We start from the raw sequence: 18,380 nt of genomic DNA on the forward strand, positions 1-18,380 counted from the left end.
TCTGCTCGAGCCTACAAGTACGCGAGGCGGGGGGCGGAGCCTCGGGCGCGCAGGCCCGCTCCGGCCCTGCGCGTGAGTTCCCTTGAGCTGCTGAGCAACCCGTCGAGCACCAGCGCACGCTTCACGTGGATGTGCAAGTCGTGTTCTTCGGTGAAGCCGATGCCGCCCAGCACCTGCTGACAGTGCTTGGCCGCGGTCAGCGCAGCCTTGCCCGCGGCGGCCTTGGCGAGCATCGCGGTCAGGTCGGGGCTCTCGTCGCCCGGCAGGCCGAGCGTCGCCTCGGCGCCCTCGATGGCCACCAGCGTCTCGGCCAGCCGGTGCCGGACCGCCTGGAAGCTCGCGATCGGCTTGCCGAACTGCACCCGGTCCAGGGCATGTTGGCGCGCCAAGGCGAGCATCGCCCTGGCCGAACCGACCAGCCACCAGCCCACCGCGCGACGGGCCTCACCCATTCGCATCAGCTCGCCGTCGGGCACGCGGTGCAGCGGCAGCCCGCCCAGCGTGGGGTCGGTGACGCTCGTGCGACTCCACACCACCCAGCCGCCGCCGGCGTACGGCATTGGCGGGGTTCCGCCGGGGTCGGCACCGATGATCTCCAACAGCACATCGTTGAGAATCGAGGCGTGCGAACCTGTTTCGCCGAGAAGCCGGAACACCAGCGGTATCGCTTGATCCGGCATGTCGGACAGCATGTCGGCCCAGCCGAGATCGGTCAGTGCCGCGTCCAGGTCGGCGCCGGAGGTCGACAGCATGGTCTTGCGCAATCCGTCCTCGAGTAAGCCGAGTGACGCAGCGTCGGAGCCAGTATCCACTGCTCACTCCTTCCCGAGGTCCAGCAGGCGGCGGGCGATGATGTTGCGCTGCACCTCAGCCGTGCCGCCGTAGATGGTGGCCGCGCGCGAGTACAGGAACTCGGTGCGCCACGGGCTGTCGTCGAGCTCGATGACGCTCGGAAGCAGATCGCGTGCGGTGTCGAACAGCCGTTGTTCGGCGCCGGCCAGCAGCACCTTGTCGATCGAGGTGTCCGGACCGAGCCTCTGTCCCTCGCCGAGCCGGTGCTGGGTGGCCCTCGACCGGCACCGCAGCGTGTGCAGGGCCAGGTACACCTCGCCCAGATCCGAATCCACTGACTGCCCTTGCCTTTTCACCTCGTCGACGAGCGCATCGAACCTCGAGTAGAGATAGGCGATCCGCTGCCAGAAGCAGGTCGAGCGCTCGTAGGGCAGCAGATCCATCGCCAGCTTCCAGCCGTCACCGGGCTTGCCGAGCATCCGGTCCGCGGGCACGACGACGTCGTCGAAGTACACCTCGCAGAACTCGTCGACGTCGTGCATGGTGCGCAGCGGCCGCACCGATACGCCCGGCGAGTCAAGGTCGACGAAGAACGCCGTGATGGCCTCGTGATTCGGGGTGTCGGCGTCGCCGGTGCGGGTGAGCAGGATGCACCGGGTCGCGTACTGCGCGAAGCTGGTCCACACCTTCTGGCCGTTGACCACCCAGGTATCGCCCTGTTGCACAGCGCGAGTGGTCAGCGAGGCCAGGTCACTGCCCGAGCCGGGCTCGGAGAATCCCTGGCACCACGACTCCTGGCCCGAGAGCAGCCTCGGCACCATCTCGGCGGCCAGTTCCGGCCGCGCGTAGTCGATCATGGTCGGGGTCAGCACGTCGAGCATGGAATACGGACCGGGGTGGTCCAGTCCGCGGCCGACGATCTCCTCGCCGACGATCGCGCGCAGGATGTCCCGACCGCCCAGACCGCCCGCAGACTCCGGCCATCCGTACCGCATCCAGCCCGCGTCGTAGAGCGCCTTGAGGACGCGGAGATGCTGGGCTTGGTGCGCGTCGAGCGAATGGTCGTCGGTGGCCGGGGTCAGTTCGCCGGAATCGAGCTTGTCGTCGAGCCATTCCCGCAGTGCGGTGCGGAACGCGGCGGGCTCGAAGAGGTCGGTTGTCATCCCGCCTCGGGCCTCCCGATCGCGTGCGGACGGCCGGAGTCGTGCTCGCCGCTGCGCCGAATGAACGTCATCGCACGGGTTTTCAGCCGCCACCCGTCCTCGGTGCGGACGTAGGTGTCGTTGTAGTAGCCGATGCGCATGTCGTGCTTGGAGTGCTCGATGAAGCACAGCGGTTGCGTTCCGGTCGCCTTGTCGGGGTCGTTCGCGTCGAGATGCACCAGCGCGGTGCCCGTCATGAACAAACCCTTGGGCGCCGCGTCGACCAGTTCGGGGAATCGGGCCAGCGTGTAGGTGGAGCCGAAGGCGCTGTACGTGCCGTCCGGAGTGAACACCGAGATCAGCCCGTCGATATCGCCCTGGGTGATCGTGACGGCGTACTTGGCGAGCGTCTGCTGGATCTCGACGAGATCCTCAATTCGATTGCTCATGTCGGAAGACCTTACCGTCCTTCATTACAAAACTGACATCCCGTGTAACGCTGATATCCATCAGCGGGTCGCCGGGCACCGCGATGATGTCGGCCAGGTAGCCCTCGGCAATGCGGCCGAGGTCGGATCGGCCGATCAGGTCCGCACCGACCACCGTCGCCGCGCGCAGCACGGCGGCCGGCGGCATGCCCCAGTCCACCAGCGTGACGAGTTCGTCGGCGTTCTTGCCGTGCGGAATGGCCGGCGCGTCGGTGCCGACGGCGATCTTCACGCCTGCCTCGTAGGCGGCCTTGATCGACGTGCGCGCCTTCGGGAACATCTCGGCTGCCTTGTCCTGCAACTCCTTCGGCGCCCGCGACACGTCCATCGCCTCGGCCAGCCTGCGCGTCGTCACCAGCCACCGGTCGTTGTCGACCAGCATCTGAATGGCCTCGTCGTCCATCAGGAACCCATGCTCGATGCAGTCGATGCCGCACGCGACGGCGTGCTTGACCGCCTCGGCACCGTGCGTGTGCGCGGCGACCCGCAGACCACGCCGATGTGCCTCGTCGACGATGGCCCGCAGTTCCTCGTCGGAATAGTGTTGTGCGCCCGCTTCTCCGGTCAGCGACATCACGCCCCCGGACACGCACACCTTGATCAGTTGCGCGCCGTGCTTGATCTGGTAGCGCACCGCCTTGCGGACCTCGTCGACCCCGTTGGCGATGCCCTCCTCGACCGTCAGCTCCAGCGCACCGGGCATGAACGCGGCGAACATGGTCGGGTCGAGATGACCGCCCGTCGGAGTGATCGCATGGCCCGCCGGGATGACGCGCGGACCGTCGATCCACCCCGCGTCGATCGCCTTGCCCAGCGCGACGTCGAGCAGATAACCGCCGGTCTTGACGAACAACCCGAGGTTGCGCACCGTCGTGAAGCCCGCCCGCAACGTGCGGCGGGCATTGCCCACGGCGCGCAACACCCGCGTCGCGGGATCATCCTGAACCTGGGACAGCCCGGGATTTTCACCCCGCCCGCCCATCAGCAGGTTGACCTCCATGTCCATCAGACCGGGCAGCAGGATGGCGTCGCCCAGATCGATGACGTCTCCCTCGGGTTCGCCGCCGAGGCCGACGATCCGGTCGTCCTCGACCCGAACGATGCCCGGCCGGATGATCTCCCCGGCGTCGACGTCGAGCAGGCCCGCCGCCTTGAGGGTGAGCACGCTCAGACCACCGGCTCCTTGATGCATTCGATGTAGGCGGCGCCACTGTCGAGCACGCGGGGCTGCTTCCACACCTCGACCGGGAACGAGACATTGACCAGCGACTGCATCATGTGAATGAGTGCCTTTGCATCGTCGGGCATTCCGTCCAGGGGGAACCTGGCGTCGCAGTATTCCATGACGGCCTCCAAGCGGGGGAACGCGGCGTCGTAGAACTCCTGCATCTCGGCCATGGTGGACGACAGCCGCTTCTGGTAGCGCTCCTCCTCTGTGGGCAGGCACCAGTCGGTGAACCGCTCGAGGTCGGCGAACTCCTCCGGCAACTTAGACATTGATGGCATCCTTCTGGCTGTTGGCGTGACCGTTGGTCAGGCCCTTCTCCTTGTACGCGTTCACGTAGTCCCACGCCGTCTTGTGCAGATGGCGGAGCAGGATCTCCTGGTCGCACAACGGGAAGTCGGTGACGACCCGGGTGCCGATCTGCGTCTGGGTGGCCTCCAGGGTGTTGGCGTCCTGGAAGGCGTATTCCTTGAACGTCACCGCGGCGAGTTCATGCGCCAGCCGTTCGCGGGTGTTGGTGGCCGGCACGAAATACAGGGTGCATTCGAAGATGTGCTTGTCCACATCGGTGGGCCAGTAGTGGTAGGTGAGGTACCAGCCCGGCGCCCAGAGCAGCAGCGTGAAGTTCGGGAAGAACTCGAACGAGTCCTGACCCCACGAGGCGTGGCGCGCAGGGTTCACCGCCGGCGGAAGCTCGTCGGGCAGGATGCCCTTGATCTTCGGCCGGTCCCAGGGACCGAACAGCCCGCTGTGCAGCACGCGTTCGATCGGCTTGACCATGTTCAGGTCCTTGGGCGGGCTCATGCCGCCCCACGACGAGATCATCGAGTGCTGGCCCTTGATGTCGTAGTGCAGCGCCTCGAAGCCGAAGCCGGCCAGTTTCTCGGCTTCCTCCTTGACGGCCTGCTTCATGTGCAGGACCGGTGCGTGGTAGAACTCGACGAACGCGTCGATGAACAGTTTCCAGTTCGAGTTGACCTCCGCCCGATAGGAATACGTCTCCGTCATCTCGTGGAACGGATAGCCCTCCAGGCCCTTCGCGAAGTCACCCAGATAGTCGACCAGGGGTTCGGCGTCGTTGTCGAAGTTGATGAAGATGAACCCTTCCCAGACCTCGCAGCGCACCGGCACCAGGCCATAGTCCTTCTTGTCGACGTCGAAGAACTCACCTTCCTGTTGGATGAAGGTCAGATCTCCCTTGAGGCTGTAACGCCAGGCGTGGTACTTGCAGGTGAACTGGCGGCAGGTGCCGGAGACCTCCTCGCCGGGATAGTCGTTCCACACCAGCTTGTTTCCGCGGTGGCGGCAGATGTTGTAAAACGCGCGCACCTCAGGCTGACCGGCACCGTCGGTGTCCTTGACGATGATCACCGACGTACCGGCGCCCGCGGACGGCATTTCGCGGGTGAAGTAGCTGCCCTTCTTCGGGAGGCGCTCCACCCGGCCGACGTTCAGCCAGCACTTCCGGAAGATGGCCTGCTGCTCGAGCTTCCACTGCTCGGGGTCGATCGAGTCGGTGTAATCGACGGGCGCCGTGCCCAGCTCGGGCCAGTTCTCTGTCCAGCTGCCGGCGTCCGGTTTCGGGAAAAATGCCACGGTTCTTACCTTTCTGCGTGCGTTTCGGAGTCGGGTTCTACGCCGAACGTGTTGACGGCCATGGCGAGTGCGCCATAGCAGCCGATTGTGAAGACGAGGTCCATGAGCTGACGCTCGTCGAGGTGCTCGGACAGTGCGGCCCACGTCGCATCGGAGACCGTCGCCTTGTCCTGCAGCTCGTCGACCGCGGACAGTACTGCGCGATCGAGCGCGGCGGACGCCTCGCCGCGCTGGATGCCGTCGATGTCGGCATCGGTCAGCCCGGCGTCGCGGCCCATGTTGACGTGATGCGCCCATTCGTACTCGCACCCGGTCAAGTGGGCGACTCTCAGCACCGCCAGCTCGCGCAGCCGCGGTGACAGGGTCGACGAGAACAGCAGATGGTTGTTGAAACGCAGAAAGGCACGGGTGAGCTTGGGGTGACGGACGAGTGTCGCGAGCAGGTTGCCCGCCTTCTCGGGGTTGCGGCGCTCGACGGGCAGCATGCCGGAGAGCGCGTGGTCGACGGCATCGTCCCACTGGTCTTCGGGCAGTGGCGGCAACCTCACGACCACCCTCCTCTCCATCGGCTCTCCCTGACGAGAATCAGGTTCTCATATTTCGCCAATAGATTTCCACCTTTGGCCTGAATGGTCAACGTCCGAGGCCGGAACTCATGGTCACGGCGCTGCCCGAGCGGGTGCAATCGCGCTGACAGACAGGCCTAGGGTGGCCTTCGGACATTGATTCTCGTACAGTGAGAAGATAGTTTCCTCACATCGATAACAACAGTCGTGGATAGCCTCGGGGGATGCGACGGAAGGAACAGGCATGAACAAGGACGACATGATCCTGGTCAGCGTGGATGATCACATTGTCGAGCCGCCGGACATGTTCAAGAATCATTTGGCCCGCAAGTACATCGATGAGGCGCCGCGGTTGGTGCACAACCCTGATGGGTCTGATACCTGGCAGTTCCGTGACACGGTGATCCCGAATGTGGCGCTCAACGCGGTGGCGGGCCGGCCCAAGGAGGAGTACGGGCTGGAGCCGCAGGGTCTTGATGAGATCCGGCCGGGGTGTTGGCAGGTCGACGAGCGGGTCAAGGACATGAACGCCGGCGGCATTCTGGGGTCGATGTGCTTTCCGTCGTTTCCGGGGTTCGCGGGCCGGTTGTTCGCCACCGAGGATCCGGAGTTTTCGTTGGCGTTGGTGCAGGCCTACAACGACTGGCATGTCGAGGAGTGGTGTGGGGCCTATCCGGCGCGGTTCATCCCGATGACGTTGCCGGTGATCTGGGACGCCGAGGCGTGCGCCGCCGAGATCCGGCGCAACGCCGCCCGTGGGGTGCATTCGTTGACGTTCACCGAGAACCCGGCGGCGATGGGGTATCCGAGTTTCCATGATTTCGACTATTGGAAGCCGATGTGGGATGCGCTGGTCGACACCGACACCGTGCTCAATGTGCACATCGGCTCCTCGGGGCGCTTGGCGATCACCGCGCCGGACGCGCCGATGGATGTGATGATCACGTTGCAGCCGATGAACATCGTCCAAGCGGCGGCCGATCTGTTGTGGTCGCGTCCGATCAAGGCCTACCCGGATCTGAAGATCGCGTTGAGTGAGGGCGGTACGGGGTGGATTCCGTATTTCCTGGAGCGCGCCGATCGCACCTATGAGATGCATTCGACGTGGACCGGTCAGGACTTCGGCGACAAGCTGCCCTCCGAGGTGTTCCGTGAGCACTTCTTGACCTGTTTCATCGCCGATCCGGTCGGGGTGGCGTTGCGCAACGAGATCGGTGTGGACAACATCTGCTGGGAAGCCGACTACCCGCATTCGGATTCGATGTGGCCCGGGGCCCCCGAACAACTCGACGAGGTCCTCAAGGCCAACAACGTGCCCGATGACGAGATCAACAAGATGACGTTCGAGAACGCCATGCGCTGGTACCACTGGGACCCGTTCACCCACATCAGCAAGGAACAGGCCACCGTCGGCGCCCTGCGCAAAGCCGCTGAGGGTCATGATGTCAGCATCCAGGCGCTGTCGAAGAAGGAGAAGACCGGCGCCAACTTCGCGGACTTCGCGGCGCGCGCCAAGGAGTTGACAGGCAACAAGGACTGAGGGGGCGGACTCCCGGTCACTCGGTCGGGAGGACGTCGGCAAGTGCGTCGGTGCGGGCGAACCGTTGTCGCATCGGCGCACTGGCGTGTGCGGTATAGACCAGAGGAGAGCAGACGTGTCCGCGGGTATGACATTCGAGCTGAGCGAGGATCAGCAGATCATCCGCAAGTCCGTCGCGGAGCTGTGCAGCAGGTTCGACGACGAGTACTGGATGAAGAAGGACCTGGGGCACGAGTTCCCGCAGGAGTTCTACGACGCGATCGCCTCCGGCGGGTGGCTGGGCATGACCATCCCGGAGGAGTACGGCGGACACGGGCTGGGCATCACCGAGGCGACGCTGCTGCTCGAGGAGGTCGCCCGATCCGGCGCGGCGATGAACGGCGCCAGCGCCATCCACCTGACGATCTTCGGGATGCAGCCCGTCGTCAAGCACGGTTCCGACGAGCTCAAGGCTGCGACACTGCCGCGCATCGTCAACGGCGATCTGCACGTCTGCTTTGGCGTCACCGAACCCGGTGCGGGGCTTGACACCTCGCGCATCACGACGTTCGCCAAGCGCGAAGGTGACCACTACCGCGTCAACGGCCGCAAGGTGTGGATCTCCAAAGCGCTGGAGTCGGAGAAGATCCTGCTGCTGACGCGGACTGAGTCGCTCGACGACATAGAAAGCAGAGGCACCAAGAAGACCGACGGCATGACGCTGTTCCTCACCGACCTCGACCGCGATCACGTCGACATCCGGCCGATCAAGAAGATGGGCCGCAACGCCGTCAGCTCCAACGAAGTCTTCATCGACGACCTGATGGTGCCCGTTGGCGATCGCGTCGGCGAAGAGGGCAAGGGCTTCAAGTACATCCTCGACGGCCTCAATCCCGAGCGCATGCTGATCGCCGCCGAGGCGCTGGGCATCGGGCGGGTGGCGCTGGAGAAGGCCGTCAAGTACGGCAACGAGCGAGTCGTGTTCAACCGGCCGATCGGCATGAACCAGGGCCTGCAGTTCCCGCTCGCCGACTCGCTGGCCCGACTGGACGCCGCTGAGTTGGTGCTGCGCAAGGCCACCTGGCTCTACGACAACGGCAAACCCTGTGGGCGCGAAGCGAACACCGCGAAGTACCTGTGCGCCGACGCCGGTTTCGGCGCCGCCGACCGGGCCCTGCAGCTGCACGGCGGCATGGGCTACTCCGAGGAGTACCACGTGTCGCGATACTTCCGCGAGTCGCGGCTGATGAAGATCGCGCCGGTGAGCCAGGAGATGATCCTGAACTTCCTCGGCGAGCACGTACTCGGCCTTCCGCGGAGTTATTGACAAGACCAGCCAATGACGACGGAGCGCTATTGATGACCAACTATTTCGACCTGACCGGCCGGTCGGCGCTGGTGACCGGTGCCGCCGGCGGTATCGGTTCCGCCGTCGCGCAGGCGCTGGCCGACGCGGGCGCCGCTGTGCTCGTCACCGACCTCGACAAGGACGCGGCCGCCGCTGTCGCCGAACGCATTACGGCCGACGGTAAGCGCGCGGAATCCGCCGCACTGGACGTGTCGGACCGTGGCTCCGCCGATGCCGCTGCGGCCCAGGCGGCGGCCCTGACCGACGGCAAGCTGCACATCGTCATCAACAACGCGGGCGTCACCAAGCCGGCGATGTTCGAGAAGACGACCCAGGAGTCGTTCCGGCTGCTCTTCGACATCCACGTGATGGGTGCGTTCAACGTCACCCAGGCGGCGCTGCCGTACATCCCGACCGACGGGACCGGGCGGGTCGTCAACGTCACCTCGGCCGCGGGCCTGACCGGCACGCTCGGACAGATCAACTACTCGGCCGCCAAGGCCGGCATCATCGGGTTCACCAAATCCCTTGCGCGCGAACTCGCCACGAAGAGCATCACGGTCAACGCGCTGGCTCCGCTGGCGGCCACGCCGATGACCGAGACCATCCGCACGAACGAGAAGTTCGCGGCCAACATGATGAACCGCATCCCGATGAAGCGGTGGGCCGAACCGTCGGAGATCGCGGGCGCGTTCGTGTTCATGGCGTCGGATGCCGCGTCCTACGTCACGGGTCAGGTGCTGCCGGTCGACGGCGGCATGGTGATGTGACGGATCAAGCACCGCTGGCCGGTGTCACGGTCGTGGCGATGGAACAGGCCGTCGCCGCGCCGATGTGCACCCGCGTGCTCGCCGATTTCGGCGCCCGCGTCATCAAGATCGAAAACCCCAACGGCGGCGACTTCGCCCGCGACTACGACGACGTGGTGAACGGGCCCGGCGGGCTGGCCGCGCACTTCGTCTGGTGCAACCGCGGCAAGGAATCGGTGACGCTGAACACCAAGGCGCCCGAGGGCATGGTGCTGTTGCACCGCCTGCTCGACAAGGCCGACGCGTTCGTGTCCAACCTGGCGCCCGGCGCGACGGCCCGCATGGGTCTTGCGCAAGAAGACTTGGCGGTTCGGCACCCCAATGTGATCCCCGTCGAGATCGACGGCTACGGTCCGGGCGGGCCGATCTCCCACAAGCGCGCGTACGACCTTCTCGTGCAGGCGGAATCGGGTTCGTGTGCCGTCACCGGATACCCGGGGATGCCCGCCAAGCCGGGGCCCGCGATGGCCGACTTCACCACCGGCCTGTACGCGGCGATCTCAATACTGGCGCTGCTGGTCGGCCGCGCCAACCGCACCACCGAGACGGCCCCGGCGGTGGCGCTCAGCCTGTTCGACGTGATGACCGACGTGATGGGGTATCAGCTGATCTACACCCAGCATTCGGGAATCGATCAGCAGCCGCTCGGCGTCGGCTCACCCGCAGTCGCGCCGTACGGTGCGTTCCCCACCCGCGACGGCCAGACCGTCGTGCTCGGGACCACCAACGACAGGGAGTGGCAGCGGGTCGCCCGGGAGATCATCGACCGCCCCGACCTCGCCGACGATCCGCGCTTTGCCACCAACCCCGGTCGCTGCGCGCATCGGGAGATTCTCGATGAGGCCATCGGAAGCTGGTGCGCGCAGCATGAACTCGCCGAGATCCAGAAGATCGCCGACGACGCCGGGATCGGCAACTCCCGCTACAACGTGCCCAGCGAGGTCATCGCGCATCCGCAACTGACCGCGCGAGACCGGTGGCGCACCGTCGACACCCCCAGGGGGGAGATTCGCGCGCTGCGGCCGCCGCCGGTGATCAGCGGCTTCGACCAGCCGATGGGCGCCGTCCCCGGCCTTGGCGAGCACACCGACACCGTGCTGCGCGAACTGGGCCTCACCGACGAGGAACTCGCGACGTTGCGGGCCGAAGGTGTGATCGGGCCGGAGTACTCGTGAGCGAGCACGTGCTCCTGACGTCCGACGACGACGGGGTCCGGACGCTCACGCTGAACCGCCCGGACCGCAAGAATGCGATCAACGCGCAGTTGTGGGAGGAACTGGCCGACGCCCTGCGCCGCGTCGCCCGCGACACCGACCTGCGGGCGCTGGTGATCACCGGCGCGGGCGGTGCGTTCTGCTCGGGCGCCGACATCGGCACCGGCGAGGACATCCACCCGCGACACAAACTGCGCAGGCTCACCGACGTCGCGCTGGCGTTGCACGAGTTGTCCGTGCCCACCATCGCCAAGGTCACCGGGGTCGCGGTCGGCGCCGGCTGGAACCTCGCGCTGGGCTGTGACTTCGTGGTGGCGACACCGGAATCGCGGTTCTGTCAAATCTTCTCCAAACGTGGCCTGTCGGTCGACCTCGGCGGCTCCTGGTTGCTGCCCAAGCTGATCGGCCTGCAGCAGGCCAAGCGGCTGGTGCTGCTGGCCGAAATGATCGACGCCGAAGAGGCGCACCAACTCGGCCTGGTCACCTGGGTGAGGGCCGCCGACGAGATCGACGCGTTCGTCGCGGAACTGTCGGCCCGGCTGGCTGCGGGTCCGCCTGTCGCGCTCGCGCAGAGCAAGGCCCTGCTCAACGACGGCGCCAACGCGACTCTGCGCGAGGCCCTGGCCAACGAGGCCCGCGCGCAACCGGGAAACTTCGCCACAGCAGACTCAACGGAGGCGTACGCGGCGTTCGCGGAGAAGCGTGAAGCCGCGTTCACGGGTCGATGGACCCTGTCCAGAACGGAGAAAGACAATGCGTGAAACGGTGATCGTCGAGGCGGTGCGCACCGCCGTCGGCAAGCGCAACGGCGGACTGTCGGACATGCACGCCGCGGACCTGTCCGCGATCGTGCTCGACGCGCTCGTCGAGCGCGCAGGCATCGATCCCGAGATCGTCGACGACGTAGTCTGGGGCTGCGTGTCACAGGTCGGCGATCAGTCGAGCAACATCGGCCGATACTCGGTGCTCGCGGCGGGCTGGCCCGAGACGATCCCCGGCACGACCGTCAACCGGGCGTGCGGATCGAGCCAGCAGGCGCTCGACTTCGCCGTGCAGGGGGTGATGTCGGGGCAGCAGGACGTCGTCGTCGCGGGCGGTGTCGAGGTGATGAGCCGCGTACCGCTCGGCTCGGCAAGGGCGACCGGCGTGCCGTACGGACCGAAAGTACTTGACCGGTATAAGGGTTTCGCGTTCAACCAGGGCATCTCGGCCGAGCTGATCGCCGAGAAGTGGGGCTTCTCGCGGACCCGGCTCGACGAGTACTCCGTGCGCTCACACGAACTTGCCGCCGCCGCGCAGGACAGTGGCGCGTTCGAGACGCAGATCATGCCGGTGTTCACCGACGGCGAGCCCGTCGTCGCCGACGAAGGCGTGCGGCGGGGGAGCACCGTCGAGAAGCTCGCGGGACTCAAGCCCGCGTTCAAGGACGACGGCGTCATCCACGCCGGCAACTCGTCGCAGATATCCGACGGCGCCGCAGCGCTTCTCGTCATGACCGCCGAGGCCGCCGCCACGATGGGGCTGCAGCCGATCGCGCGTTACCGCGCAGGTGCGGTCACCGGCGCCGATCCCATCCTGATGCTGACCGGGCCTATCCCGGCGACGGAGAAGGTGCTGCACAAAGCCGGTGTGACGCTCGACGAGGTCGGGGTGTTCGAGGTGAACGAGGCGTTCGCGCCGGTGCCGCTGGCCTGGCTCGCCGAGACCGGTGCCGACGAGAGCAAGCTGAATCCGCTGGGTGGAGCGATCGCGCTAGGCCACCCGTTGGGTGCATCGGGCGCGGTGTTGATGACCCGCATGCTCAACCACATGCGCGACAACGGAATTCGATTCGGCCTGCAGACCATGTGCGAGGGCGGGGGCACCGCCAACGCCACCGTGGTCGAGCTCATCGCCTGAGAGGGAGGCCGCGTCATGCGTAGGGACCTGTTCACCGAGGACCACGAGGCGTTCCGCGAGCTCGCTCGCGACTTCGTCGAAAAGGAGGTGGTTCCGCACTATCCCGAGTGGGAGAGGGGCGGACGCATGCCCCGTGAGGTGTTCAAGCAGATGGGCGCCCTGGGCATGCTGGGGATGGCTATCCCCGAGGAGTACGGCGGCGCGGGCACCGGCGACTACCGCTACAACGTGGTGCTTCAGGAGGAGGCCGCCCGGGCGCTGGTCACGCTGTCGACGGTGCGCACCCAGCTCGAGGTGATCCTGCCGTACTTCCTGCACTACGCCAACGAGGAGCAGCGCAAGCGGTGGTTTCCCGGGCTGGCGTCGGGCGAGCTGCTGACCGCGGTCGCGATGACCGAGCCCGGTACCGGGTCCGATCTGGCCGGTATGCGGACGACGGCCGTGCGTGACGGTGACGACTGGATCCTCAACGGCGCCAAGACGTTCATCACCGGCGGTATGCAGGCCGACCTGGTGATCGTCGTCGCGCGCACATCGACCGACCCCGACAACCGGCGTAAGGGGCTGACGCTGTTCGTCGTCGAGGACGGCATGCCGGGGTTCACCAGGGGGCGCGAGCTCGAGAAGATGGGCTGCAAGGTCCAGGACACCGCAGAGCTATCGTTCGTCGACGTCCGGGTGCCGGCCCGCAACGTGTTGGGCGATGAGGACGAGGCGTTCGGCTACCTCGGCCACAACCTGCCGCAGGAGCGGCTGACCGTCGCGGTCGGGTCGGTGGCCCAGGCGCGGTCGGCGATTGCCGCGGCCATCGACTACACGAAGAACCGCAAGGCGTTCGGCACGCCGGTCGCGTCGTTTCAGAACACGAAATTCGAGTTGGCGGCCTGCTCGACGGAGGTCGAGGCGGCGCAGGCGATGGTCGACCGCGCGGTGGCCCTGCACGTCGAGGGTGAGTTGTCGGCCGCCGACGCCGCGCGCGTGAAGCTGTTCTGCACCGAGATGCAGCAGCGGGTCGTCGACCGCTGCCTGCAGTTGTTCGGCGGCTACGGCTACATGATGGAGTACCCCATCGCCCGGCTGTACACGGACGCGCGGGTGGCCCGCATCTATGCGGGAACCAGTGAGGTGATGAAGGTGATCATCGCCAAGTCGCTCGGTCTGTAGCCCTTCCGACACTCCTCCTCTGTGTTACAGATGAGGCTGACATGTCATGTGGCAAGCCCCTGACCTGCGGTGTGACGGCGGGCTTAACCCTATTTGGCTGAGACGCTTGTCACAGGCGCCAAACCTACCTACTGTGTGTTCACTAGGTTGGTTGAACGAAGGAGTCCTGTGTCCGCCACGGAGCCTGCGCGGCCGTATGCCACGCTCTTCGCCAAGGGCGAGGACCGCAGGCAGCGCATCCTCTTCGTGGCCGAGCGGCTGCTGGCGCGCAACGGCTGGCGCAACACCTCGCTGGCGCAGATCGCCAAGGAGGCGGGTGTGACGCCCGCGGGTCTGCTGCACCACTTCGAATCCAAGGAACAGCTGCTCAACGCGGTGCTCGACGCCCGCGACGCCGACGACGAGATCCACGCCGACTACCTCTCCGGCGACCTCGTGACCGAGTTGAGTCGCGTACCCGAGCGGTTCGACCGTGCGCCCGAGCTGATCGGAACGTTCATCGTGCTGCTGGTGGAGAACATCGCGCCGGACGCTCCGCTGCACGACCGACTGCACAAGCGTTATCGCGACGCGGTGGACATCATCATCGCGATCATCAAACGGGGTCAGGCCGGCGGGAAGTATCGCGCCGACCTGGATGCGGCCGGCAAGGCCGTGGAGATTCTCGCCTTTATTTCCGGAATGGAGACCTTATGGCTGCTCGATCGTTCAATTCCGTTGGCCGCGGTGTTCAAGGGGTACGCGGAGTCGCTGGAGCTGGACTTGGCGCCTCGGAGCACGACATGAGGTACCGGCTGGACGTCGTCGCGCCGACGGTCCGCGACGCGGTGCGGTTCGCCGGCGGTTGGATCTACGACAGGGTGATGGCCGGTTGGGATGTCACCGTGCTGGTGGGCGGAGACGAGGATGTGCGCCCGCTGACGGTTCTCGGCGCCAGGACACTGGATCTGGAATCGGTGCTCGAAGCGTGGCAGGAGCGACCGCACCCCCAGACGGTTGCCGTCGCCGCCGAGATGTTCGAGCGGGACCCGCGGGTGCTCGCGCATGTGCGCACCGCGCTGGACCAGGGCGCGACCGAGGTGACGCTGTGGGGCGAACGACTGCCCGCGGAGCTCGACAGCAGCGTCGACTCGGTCGAGCACCATTTGAGCGCTGCGGCACGGGCTTTCAAGGCCAGGGCCCTCGCGGCGGCCCTCGAGCACGACACCGTCGACGTCGGCGCCTGTGAGACGTTCCGCTGCGGCATGATGGTCTCGGTCGCCGCCGACCTGGTGCCCGCCAGCTAGCTCCCCTTTGCGGGGGACCACCGCTCAAGCCAGGTCGATGACCACCTTGCCGACGGCTCGCCCGTCGGCGACGTGGCGAAGCGCTTGGGCAGTCTCCTCGAACGGGTAGACCGCGCTGATGTGCGGGCGGACCCTTCCGCAAACCAGGTGCTCGCGCAGCTCGGATTCGTTGCGGGCGAACTCCTCCGGGGGGACGTCCTGGAACTGGAACCCAAGCACATGCACGCCCTTGACGAGCACCAGGTTCAACGGGATGCGCGGGATGACGCCGGACGCGAAGCCGACCGTGACGAAGCGCCCGCCGCGGCACAGTGACCGCAGCGCGGGTTCGGCGAGCTCGCCACCGACAGGATCGATGACCGCGTGCGCGCCGTCGGGACATGCCTGGCGCAGCTGATCGCGCAGCGCGCCTTTTCGGTGGTTGACCATGTGCTGGGCGCCGTAGGACGCTGCGGCGTCGAGCTTTTCGTCGGTGGACGCCACCGCGGTGACCGAGGCCCCGAGTGCGACGCCGAGCTGTACGGCGGCGAGTCCGACGCCGCCCCCGGCGCCGAGCACGACGAGCTCGTCGCCCTCCTCGACACGTGCCATCGACCGCAGCGCGTGGTAGGCGGTGCGGTACGCGACACCGAACGCCGCCGCGGTACGGTCGTCGACACCGTCGGGGATCGGGGCGAGCCCGGCGACCGCAACGGCGACCTCCTCGGCGAACGCGCCGTACATCCCGGTGCCCGTGACGCGGTCGCCGACCGCGAATCCGTCCACACCAGAACCGATTTCGACGATCTCCCCGGCGAATTCGCTACCCGGTACGAACGGAACGGGCACGCTGACCTGATACGAGTTCGCGACGAGCAGCACGTCGGGGAAGTTCACCGCCGCCGCGCCGACACGGACGCGGGCTTGCCCGGCGCCCACCGCCGGTGCCCGCTGTTCCTGGACGCGCACGACCTCGGGCGGCCCGTATTCGGGGCAGACGGCGGCGCGCATCACCGATAGTCGCTGGACTCGGCAAGGTCGGCCGCCGATCGCATCAGCTCGACGATGATCGGGCCGTAGGCGAGCAGCTTCTCGTTGTCACCGGCACGCTGGAAACCCTGCTCCAGCACGATCGCGAGCTTCCACTTGGCCAGCACAAGGTAATAGTCGAGGTCGTCGACCTGTCGCCCGGACACCGTGGCGTAATGGTCGACGACGTCGGCGCGGGCGGGCATTCCGCGCATGTCGACATAGCTCATCTCGCCTTCGGCCGGTGCGGTGGTGTCCTCCGGCCAGCTCTGCACCATCCAACCGAGGTCGAGCTTGGGGTCACCGACGGTGCCCATCTCCCAGTCGACGATCGCCGCCATCCGTGCGGGCGCCCCGTGCCGGTACATCACGTTGGCGAACTGGTAGTCGCCGTGCATCAGGCCGGGAACGAAGTCGAGCGGCCGGTGGGTGCGCAGCCATTCGGTCGCGACGTCCAAGCCCTCGATCTCGCGGCCCTTGATGCGCTCGAAGAACGCGGTCCACCGGTCCACCTGACGCTCGTGGAAGCCGTCCGGCCGCCCGAGATCATGCAGTCCCTTGGCTTTCCAGTCGACCTTGGACAGCAGCGCGATGCCCTCGGCGAGCTGATACGACAGCCCGGCGCGCGCGTCGAGGTCGGTGTCGAAGGGTTCCGGCCACCGGCGCTGCTCGAGGTCCATCGGCGACCAGCCGTCGACGAAGCCCATCAGGTAGAACGGTCGGCCCAGCACGGACGGGTCGGGGCACACGCCGACCGCCTCGGTGTGCGGCACATCGGTGCCGTCGAGCGCCTCGATGATCCGCCACTCCCGCAGGATGCCTTTGTCGCGGTCGGTGGGCGCGTCGGGCGGCGGCATCCGCAGAACGCAGCTGTGCTCGCCGCGGCGTAGTTCGTAGATGACGTTCTGGGTGCCCCCGGACAGAAACCGGGTCTGCAGCGGCTCGCCCTTTCCGGGCAGCGCCGCTTCATCCATCCAATCCGCCAGCCGGGCAACGTCGATCGCGACCTCGCTCACTGGTTGCCCACCTCGTGCTCCAGGTAGTCGGCGAACTTCGCTCGGGCTTTCTCGCGCTTACCGGGGAGCCATTCCGTCGGCCAGGTGTCGGTGTTCGGCTGGTAGTCCCGCAGCACCTGCTTGGCGACGGTGGCCTTGTGCACCTCGGTGGGACCGTCGGCCAGGCCCATCACCGCCGCGCCGGTGACCATCCCCAGAAACGGCATCTCGTTGCTGACCCCGAGTGCGCCGTGTACCTGCATTGCACGCCAGGCGATGTCGTGCAGCACGGTCGGCATCACCACCTTGACCGCGGCGATGTCCTTGCGGACCTTCTTGTAGTCGTTGTACTTGTCGATCTCCCACGCGGCGTAGAGCACCATCAGCCGGAACTGCAGCAGTTGGGCGTAGGAGTCGGCGATGTAGCCCTGCACGAACTGCTTGTCCGAGAGCCGGCTGCCCTGCGTTTCGCGGCTCAGCGCCCGTTCACACATCATGTCGAGCGCCTTGCGCGACAACCCGATGGTGCGCATCGCATGGTGGATGCGGCCGCCGCCGAGTCGGGTCTGGGCGATGACGAACGCCTGACCCTCACCGCCCAGCAGCGCCTCGGCGGGTACCCGCACGTTGTCGTAGTGGATCAGGGCATGCGAGCCCTCGTCGTCACGTTCCCCGTACAGGCCGACGTTGCGGACGATGTTGACGCCTGGGGTGTCGGTCGGCACCAGGAACATCGACATGCCCTGATACGCGCTCACGTCAGGGTTGGTGACCACCATGACGATCAGAAAGGCCGCGGTTCTTGCGTTGGAGGAGAAGAACTTCCAACCATTGATCACCCAGTCGTCACCGTCGCGCACGGCGCGCGTGGTGAACAGGGTCGGATCGGCGCCGGCGTGCGGTTCGGTCATCGAGTAGCAGGAGAACAGCTCACCGTCGAGCAACGGGCGCAGGTAGCGCTCCTTCTGCGCGTCGGTGCCGTAGTGGGCGATGATCTCGGCGTTGCCGGTGTCGGGCGCCTGGCAGCCGAAGACGATGGGCGCCCACTGCGAACGGCCGAGGATCTCGTTGAGCAGGGCTAGCTTGAGTTGGCCGTATCCCTGACCGCCGAGTTCGGGCCCGAGGTGGGTGGCCCACAGCCCGCGCCTGCGGACCTCCTCCTTGAGCGGGTCGATCACCTTGCGGCGGTTGTCGTTCAGCGGGACGAACTGCTGATCGGGAAACGCCAGGTCCAGCGGTTCGATCTCCTCGCGGACGAACTCGTCGGCCCAGTCGAGGACCTTCTGGTACTCGGGATCGGTCTCGAAATCCCACGACATCGTGGTCTCC

The 18,380-nt window shown here is 66.6% G+C and carries 19 protein-coding genes; 9 read left to right on the plus strand and 10 right to left on the minus strand.

The features are described 5' to 3' along the window. Positions 1 to 11: 11 nt before the first annotated feature. The 7 genes from ABGB19_RS18155 to ABGB19_RS18185 all read right to left on the minus strand — a co-directional run bounded on the left by ABGB19_RS18155 (position 12) and on the right by ABGB19_RS18185 (position 5,791). A complete protein-coding gene (locus ABGB19_RS18155) occupies positions 12 to 752 on the minus strand; it encodes an acyl-CoA dehydrogenase family protein (protein ID WP_347687535.1) in 741 nt (246 codons plus the stop codon). A gap of 63 nt (positions 753 to 815) precedes the next feature. Beyond that, complete coding sequence (locus ABGB19_RS18160; protein WP_347687367.1) at positions 816 to 1,955, minus strand: acyl-CoA dehydrogenase family protein; 1,140 nt, start codon at positions 1,953 to 1,955, stop codon at positions 816 to 818. Further along, on the minus strand, positions 1,952 to 2,383 hold the full coding sequence (locus ABGB19_RS18165) for a nuclear transport factor 2 family protein (protein ID WP_347687368.1): 432 nt from the start codon (positions 2,381 to 2,383) through the stop codon (positions 1,952 to 1,954). Before ABGB19_RS18165 ends, ABGB19_RS18160 begins: the two co-directional genes overlap by 4 nt. Beyond that, positions 2,367 to 3,587: an amidohydrolase family protein gene (locus tag ABGB19_RS18170; RefSeq protein ID WP_347687369.1), complete on the minus strand. Its 1,221-nt coding sequence runs from the start codon at positions 3,585 to 3,587 to the stop codon at positions 2,367 to 2,369. The genes ABGB19_RS18165 and ABGB19_RS18170 overlap by 17 nt, the downstream gene beginning before the upstream one ends. Before the next feature lie 2 nt (positions 3,588 to 3,589). Further along, complete coding sequence (locus ABGB19_RS18175) at positions 3,590 to 3,919, minus strand: hypothetical protein (RefSeq protein ID WP_347687370.1); 330 nt, start codon at positions 3,917 to 3,919, stop codon at positions 3,590 to 3,592. Further along, a complete protein-coding gene (locus tag ABGB19_RS18180) occupies positions 3,912 to 5,243 on the minus strand; it encodes an aromatic ring-hydroxylating dioxygenase subunit alpha (RefSeq protein WP_347687371.1) in 1,332 nt (443 codons plus the stop codon). The genes ABGB19_RS18175 and ABGB19_RS18180 overlap by 8 nt, the downstream gene beginning before the upstream one ends. A gap of 5 nt (positions 5,244 to 5,248) precedes the next feature. Next, entirely contained in the window at positions 5,249 to 5,791 is a 543-nt protein-coding gene (locus tag ABGB19_RS18185; protein ID WP_347687372.1) for a carboxymuconolactone decarboxylase family protein, read from the minus strand. 262 nt (positions 5,792 to 6,053) lie between these two features. Between ABGB19_RS18185 and ABGB19_RS18190 the strand changes: the two genes are divergently transcribed. From ABGB19_RS18190 to ABGB19_RS18230, 9 genes are all read left to right on the plus strand, one after another. Continuing rightward, positions 6,054 to 7,349, plus strand: coding sequence for an amidohydrolase family protein (locus tag ABGB19_RS18190; RefSeq protein ID WP_347687373.1), 1,296 nt, complete (start codon positions 6,054 to 6,056; stop codon positions 7,347 to 7,349). A 127-nt stretch (positions 7,350 to 7,476) separates the two neighbouring features. Continuing rightward, positions 7,477 to 8,655 (plus strand): acyl-CoA dehydrogenase family protein, encoded by a 1,179-nt coding sequence (locus ABGB19_RS18195; RefSeq protein ID WP_347687536.1) that lies wholly within the window; start codon positions 7,477 to 7,479, stop codon positions 8,653 to 8,655. A gap of 32 nt (positions 8,656 to 8,687) precedes the next feature. Beyond that, complete coding sequence (locus ABGB19_RS18200) at positions 8,688 to 9,446, plus strand: SDR family NAD(P)-dependent oxidoreductase (protein WP_347687374.1); 759 nt, start codon at positions 8,688 to 8,690, stop codon at positions 9,444 to 9,446. After that, on the plus strand, positions 9,443 to 10,660 hold the full coding sequence (locus ABGB19_RS18205; RefSeq protein ID WP_347687375.1) for a CaiB/BaiF CoA-transferase family protein: 1,218 nt from the start codon (positions 9,443 to 9,445) through the stop codon (positions 10,658 to 10,660). Before ABGB19_RS18200 ends, ABGB19_RS18205 begins: the two co-directional genes overlap by 4 nt. 8 nt (positions 10,661 to 10,668) lie before the next feature. Beyond that, positions 10,669 to 11,460, plus strand: coding sequence for an enoyl-CoA hydratase-related protein (locus ABGB19_RS18210; protein ID WP_347687537.1), 792 nt, complete (start codon positions 10,669 to 10,671; stop codon positions 11,458 to 11,460). Beyond that, positions 11,453 to 12,598 (plus strand): thiolase family protein, encoded by a 1,146-nt coding sequence (locus ABGB19_RS18215; protein WP_347687376.1) that lies wholly within the window; start codon positions 11,453 to 11,455, stop codon positions 12,596 to 12,598. The genes ABGB19_RS18210 and ABGB19_RS18215 overlap by 8 nt, the downstream gene beginning before the upstream one ends. 15 nt (positions 12,599 to 12,613) lie before the next feature. Next, positions 12,614 to 13,762, plus strand: a complete 1,149-nt coding sequence (locus tag ABGB19_RS18220) for an acyl-CoA dehydrogenase family protein (RefSeq protein WP_347687377.1) — start codon at positions 12,614 to 12,616, stop codon at positions 13,760 to 13,762. Between the two features lie 168 nt (positions 13,763 to 13,930). Next, entirely contained in the window at positions 13,931 to 14,548 is a 618-nt protein-coding gene (locus ABGB19_RS18225; protein ID WP_347687378.1) for a helix-turn-helix domain-containing protein, read from the plus strand. Then, a complete protein-coding gene (locus tag ABGB19_RS18230) occupies positions 14,545 to 15,048 on the plus strand; it encodes a hypothetical protein (protein ID WP_347687379.1) in 504 nt (167 codons plus the stop codon). Before ABGB19_RS18225 ends, ABGB19_RS18230 begins: the two co-directional genes overlap by 4 nt. Before the next feature lie 24 nt (positions 15,049 to 15,072). Here the strand turns inward: ABGB19_RS18230 and ABGB19_RS18235 are convergent, their stop codons facing one another. The 3 genes from ABGB19_RS18235 to ABGB19_RS18245 are packed head-to-tail and all read right to left on the minus strand — an operon-like array spanning position 15,073 to position 18,370. Beyond that, complete coding sequence (locus ABGB19_RS18235; RefSeq protein ID WP_347687380.1) at positions 15,073 to 16,038, minus strand: NADPH:quinone oxidoreductase family protein; 966 nt, start codon at positions 16,036 to 16,038, stop codon at positions 15,073 to 15,075. Next, positions 16,038 to 17,072, minus strand: coding sequence for a phosphotransferase family protein (locus ABGB19_RS18240; protein ID WP_347687381.1), 1,035 nt, complete (start codon positions 17,070 to 17,072; stop codon positions 16,038 to 16,040). The genes ABGB19_RS18235 and ABGB19_RS18240 overlap by 1 nt, the downstream gene beginning before the upstream one ends. Further along, positions 17,069 to 18,370, minus strand: coding sequence for an acyl-CoA dehydrogenase family protein (locus ABGB19_RS18245; RefSeq protein WP_347687382.1), 1,302 nt, complete (start codon positions 18,368 to 18,370; stop codon positions 17,069 to 17,071). Before ABGB19_RS18245 ends, ABGB19_RS18240 begins: the two co-directional genes overlap by 4 nt. Positions 18,371 to 18,380: the final 10 nt, after the last annotated feature.

It is taken from the genome of Mycobacterium sp. B14F4, from assembly GCF_039871645.1.
Lineage (GTDB): Bacteria > Actinomycetota > Actinomycetes > Mycobacteriales > Mycobacteriaceae > Mycobacterium.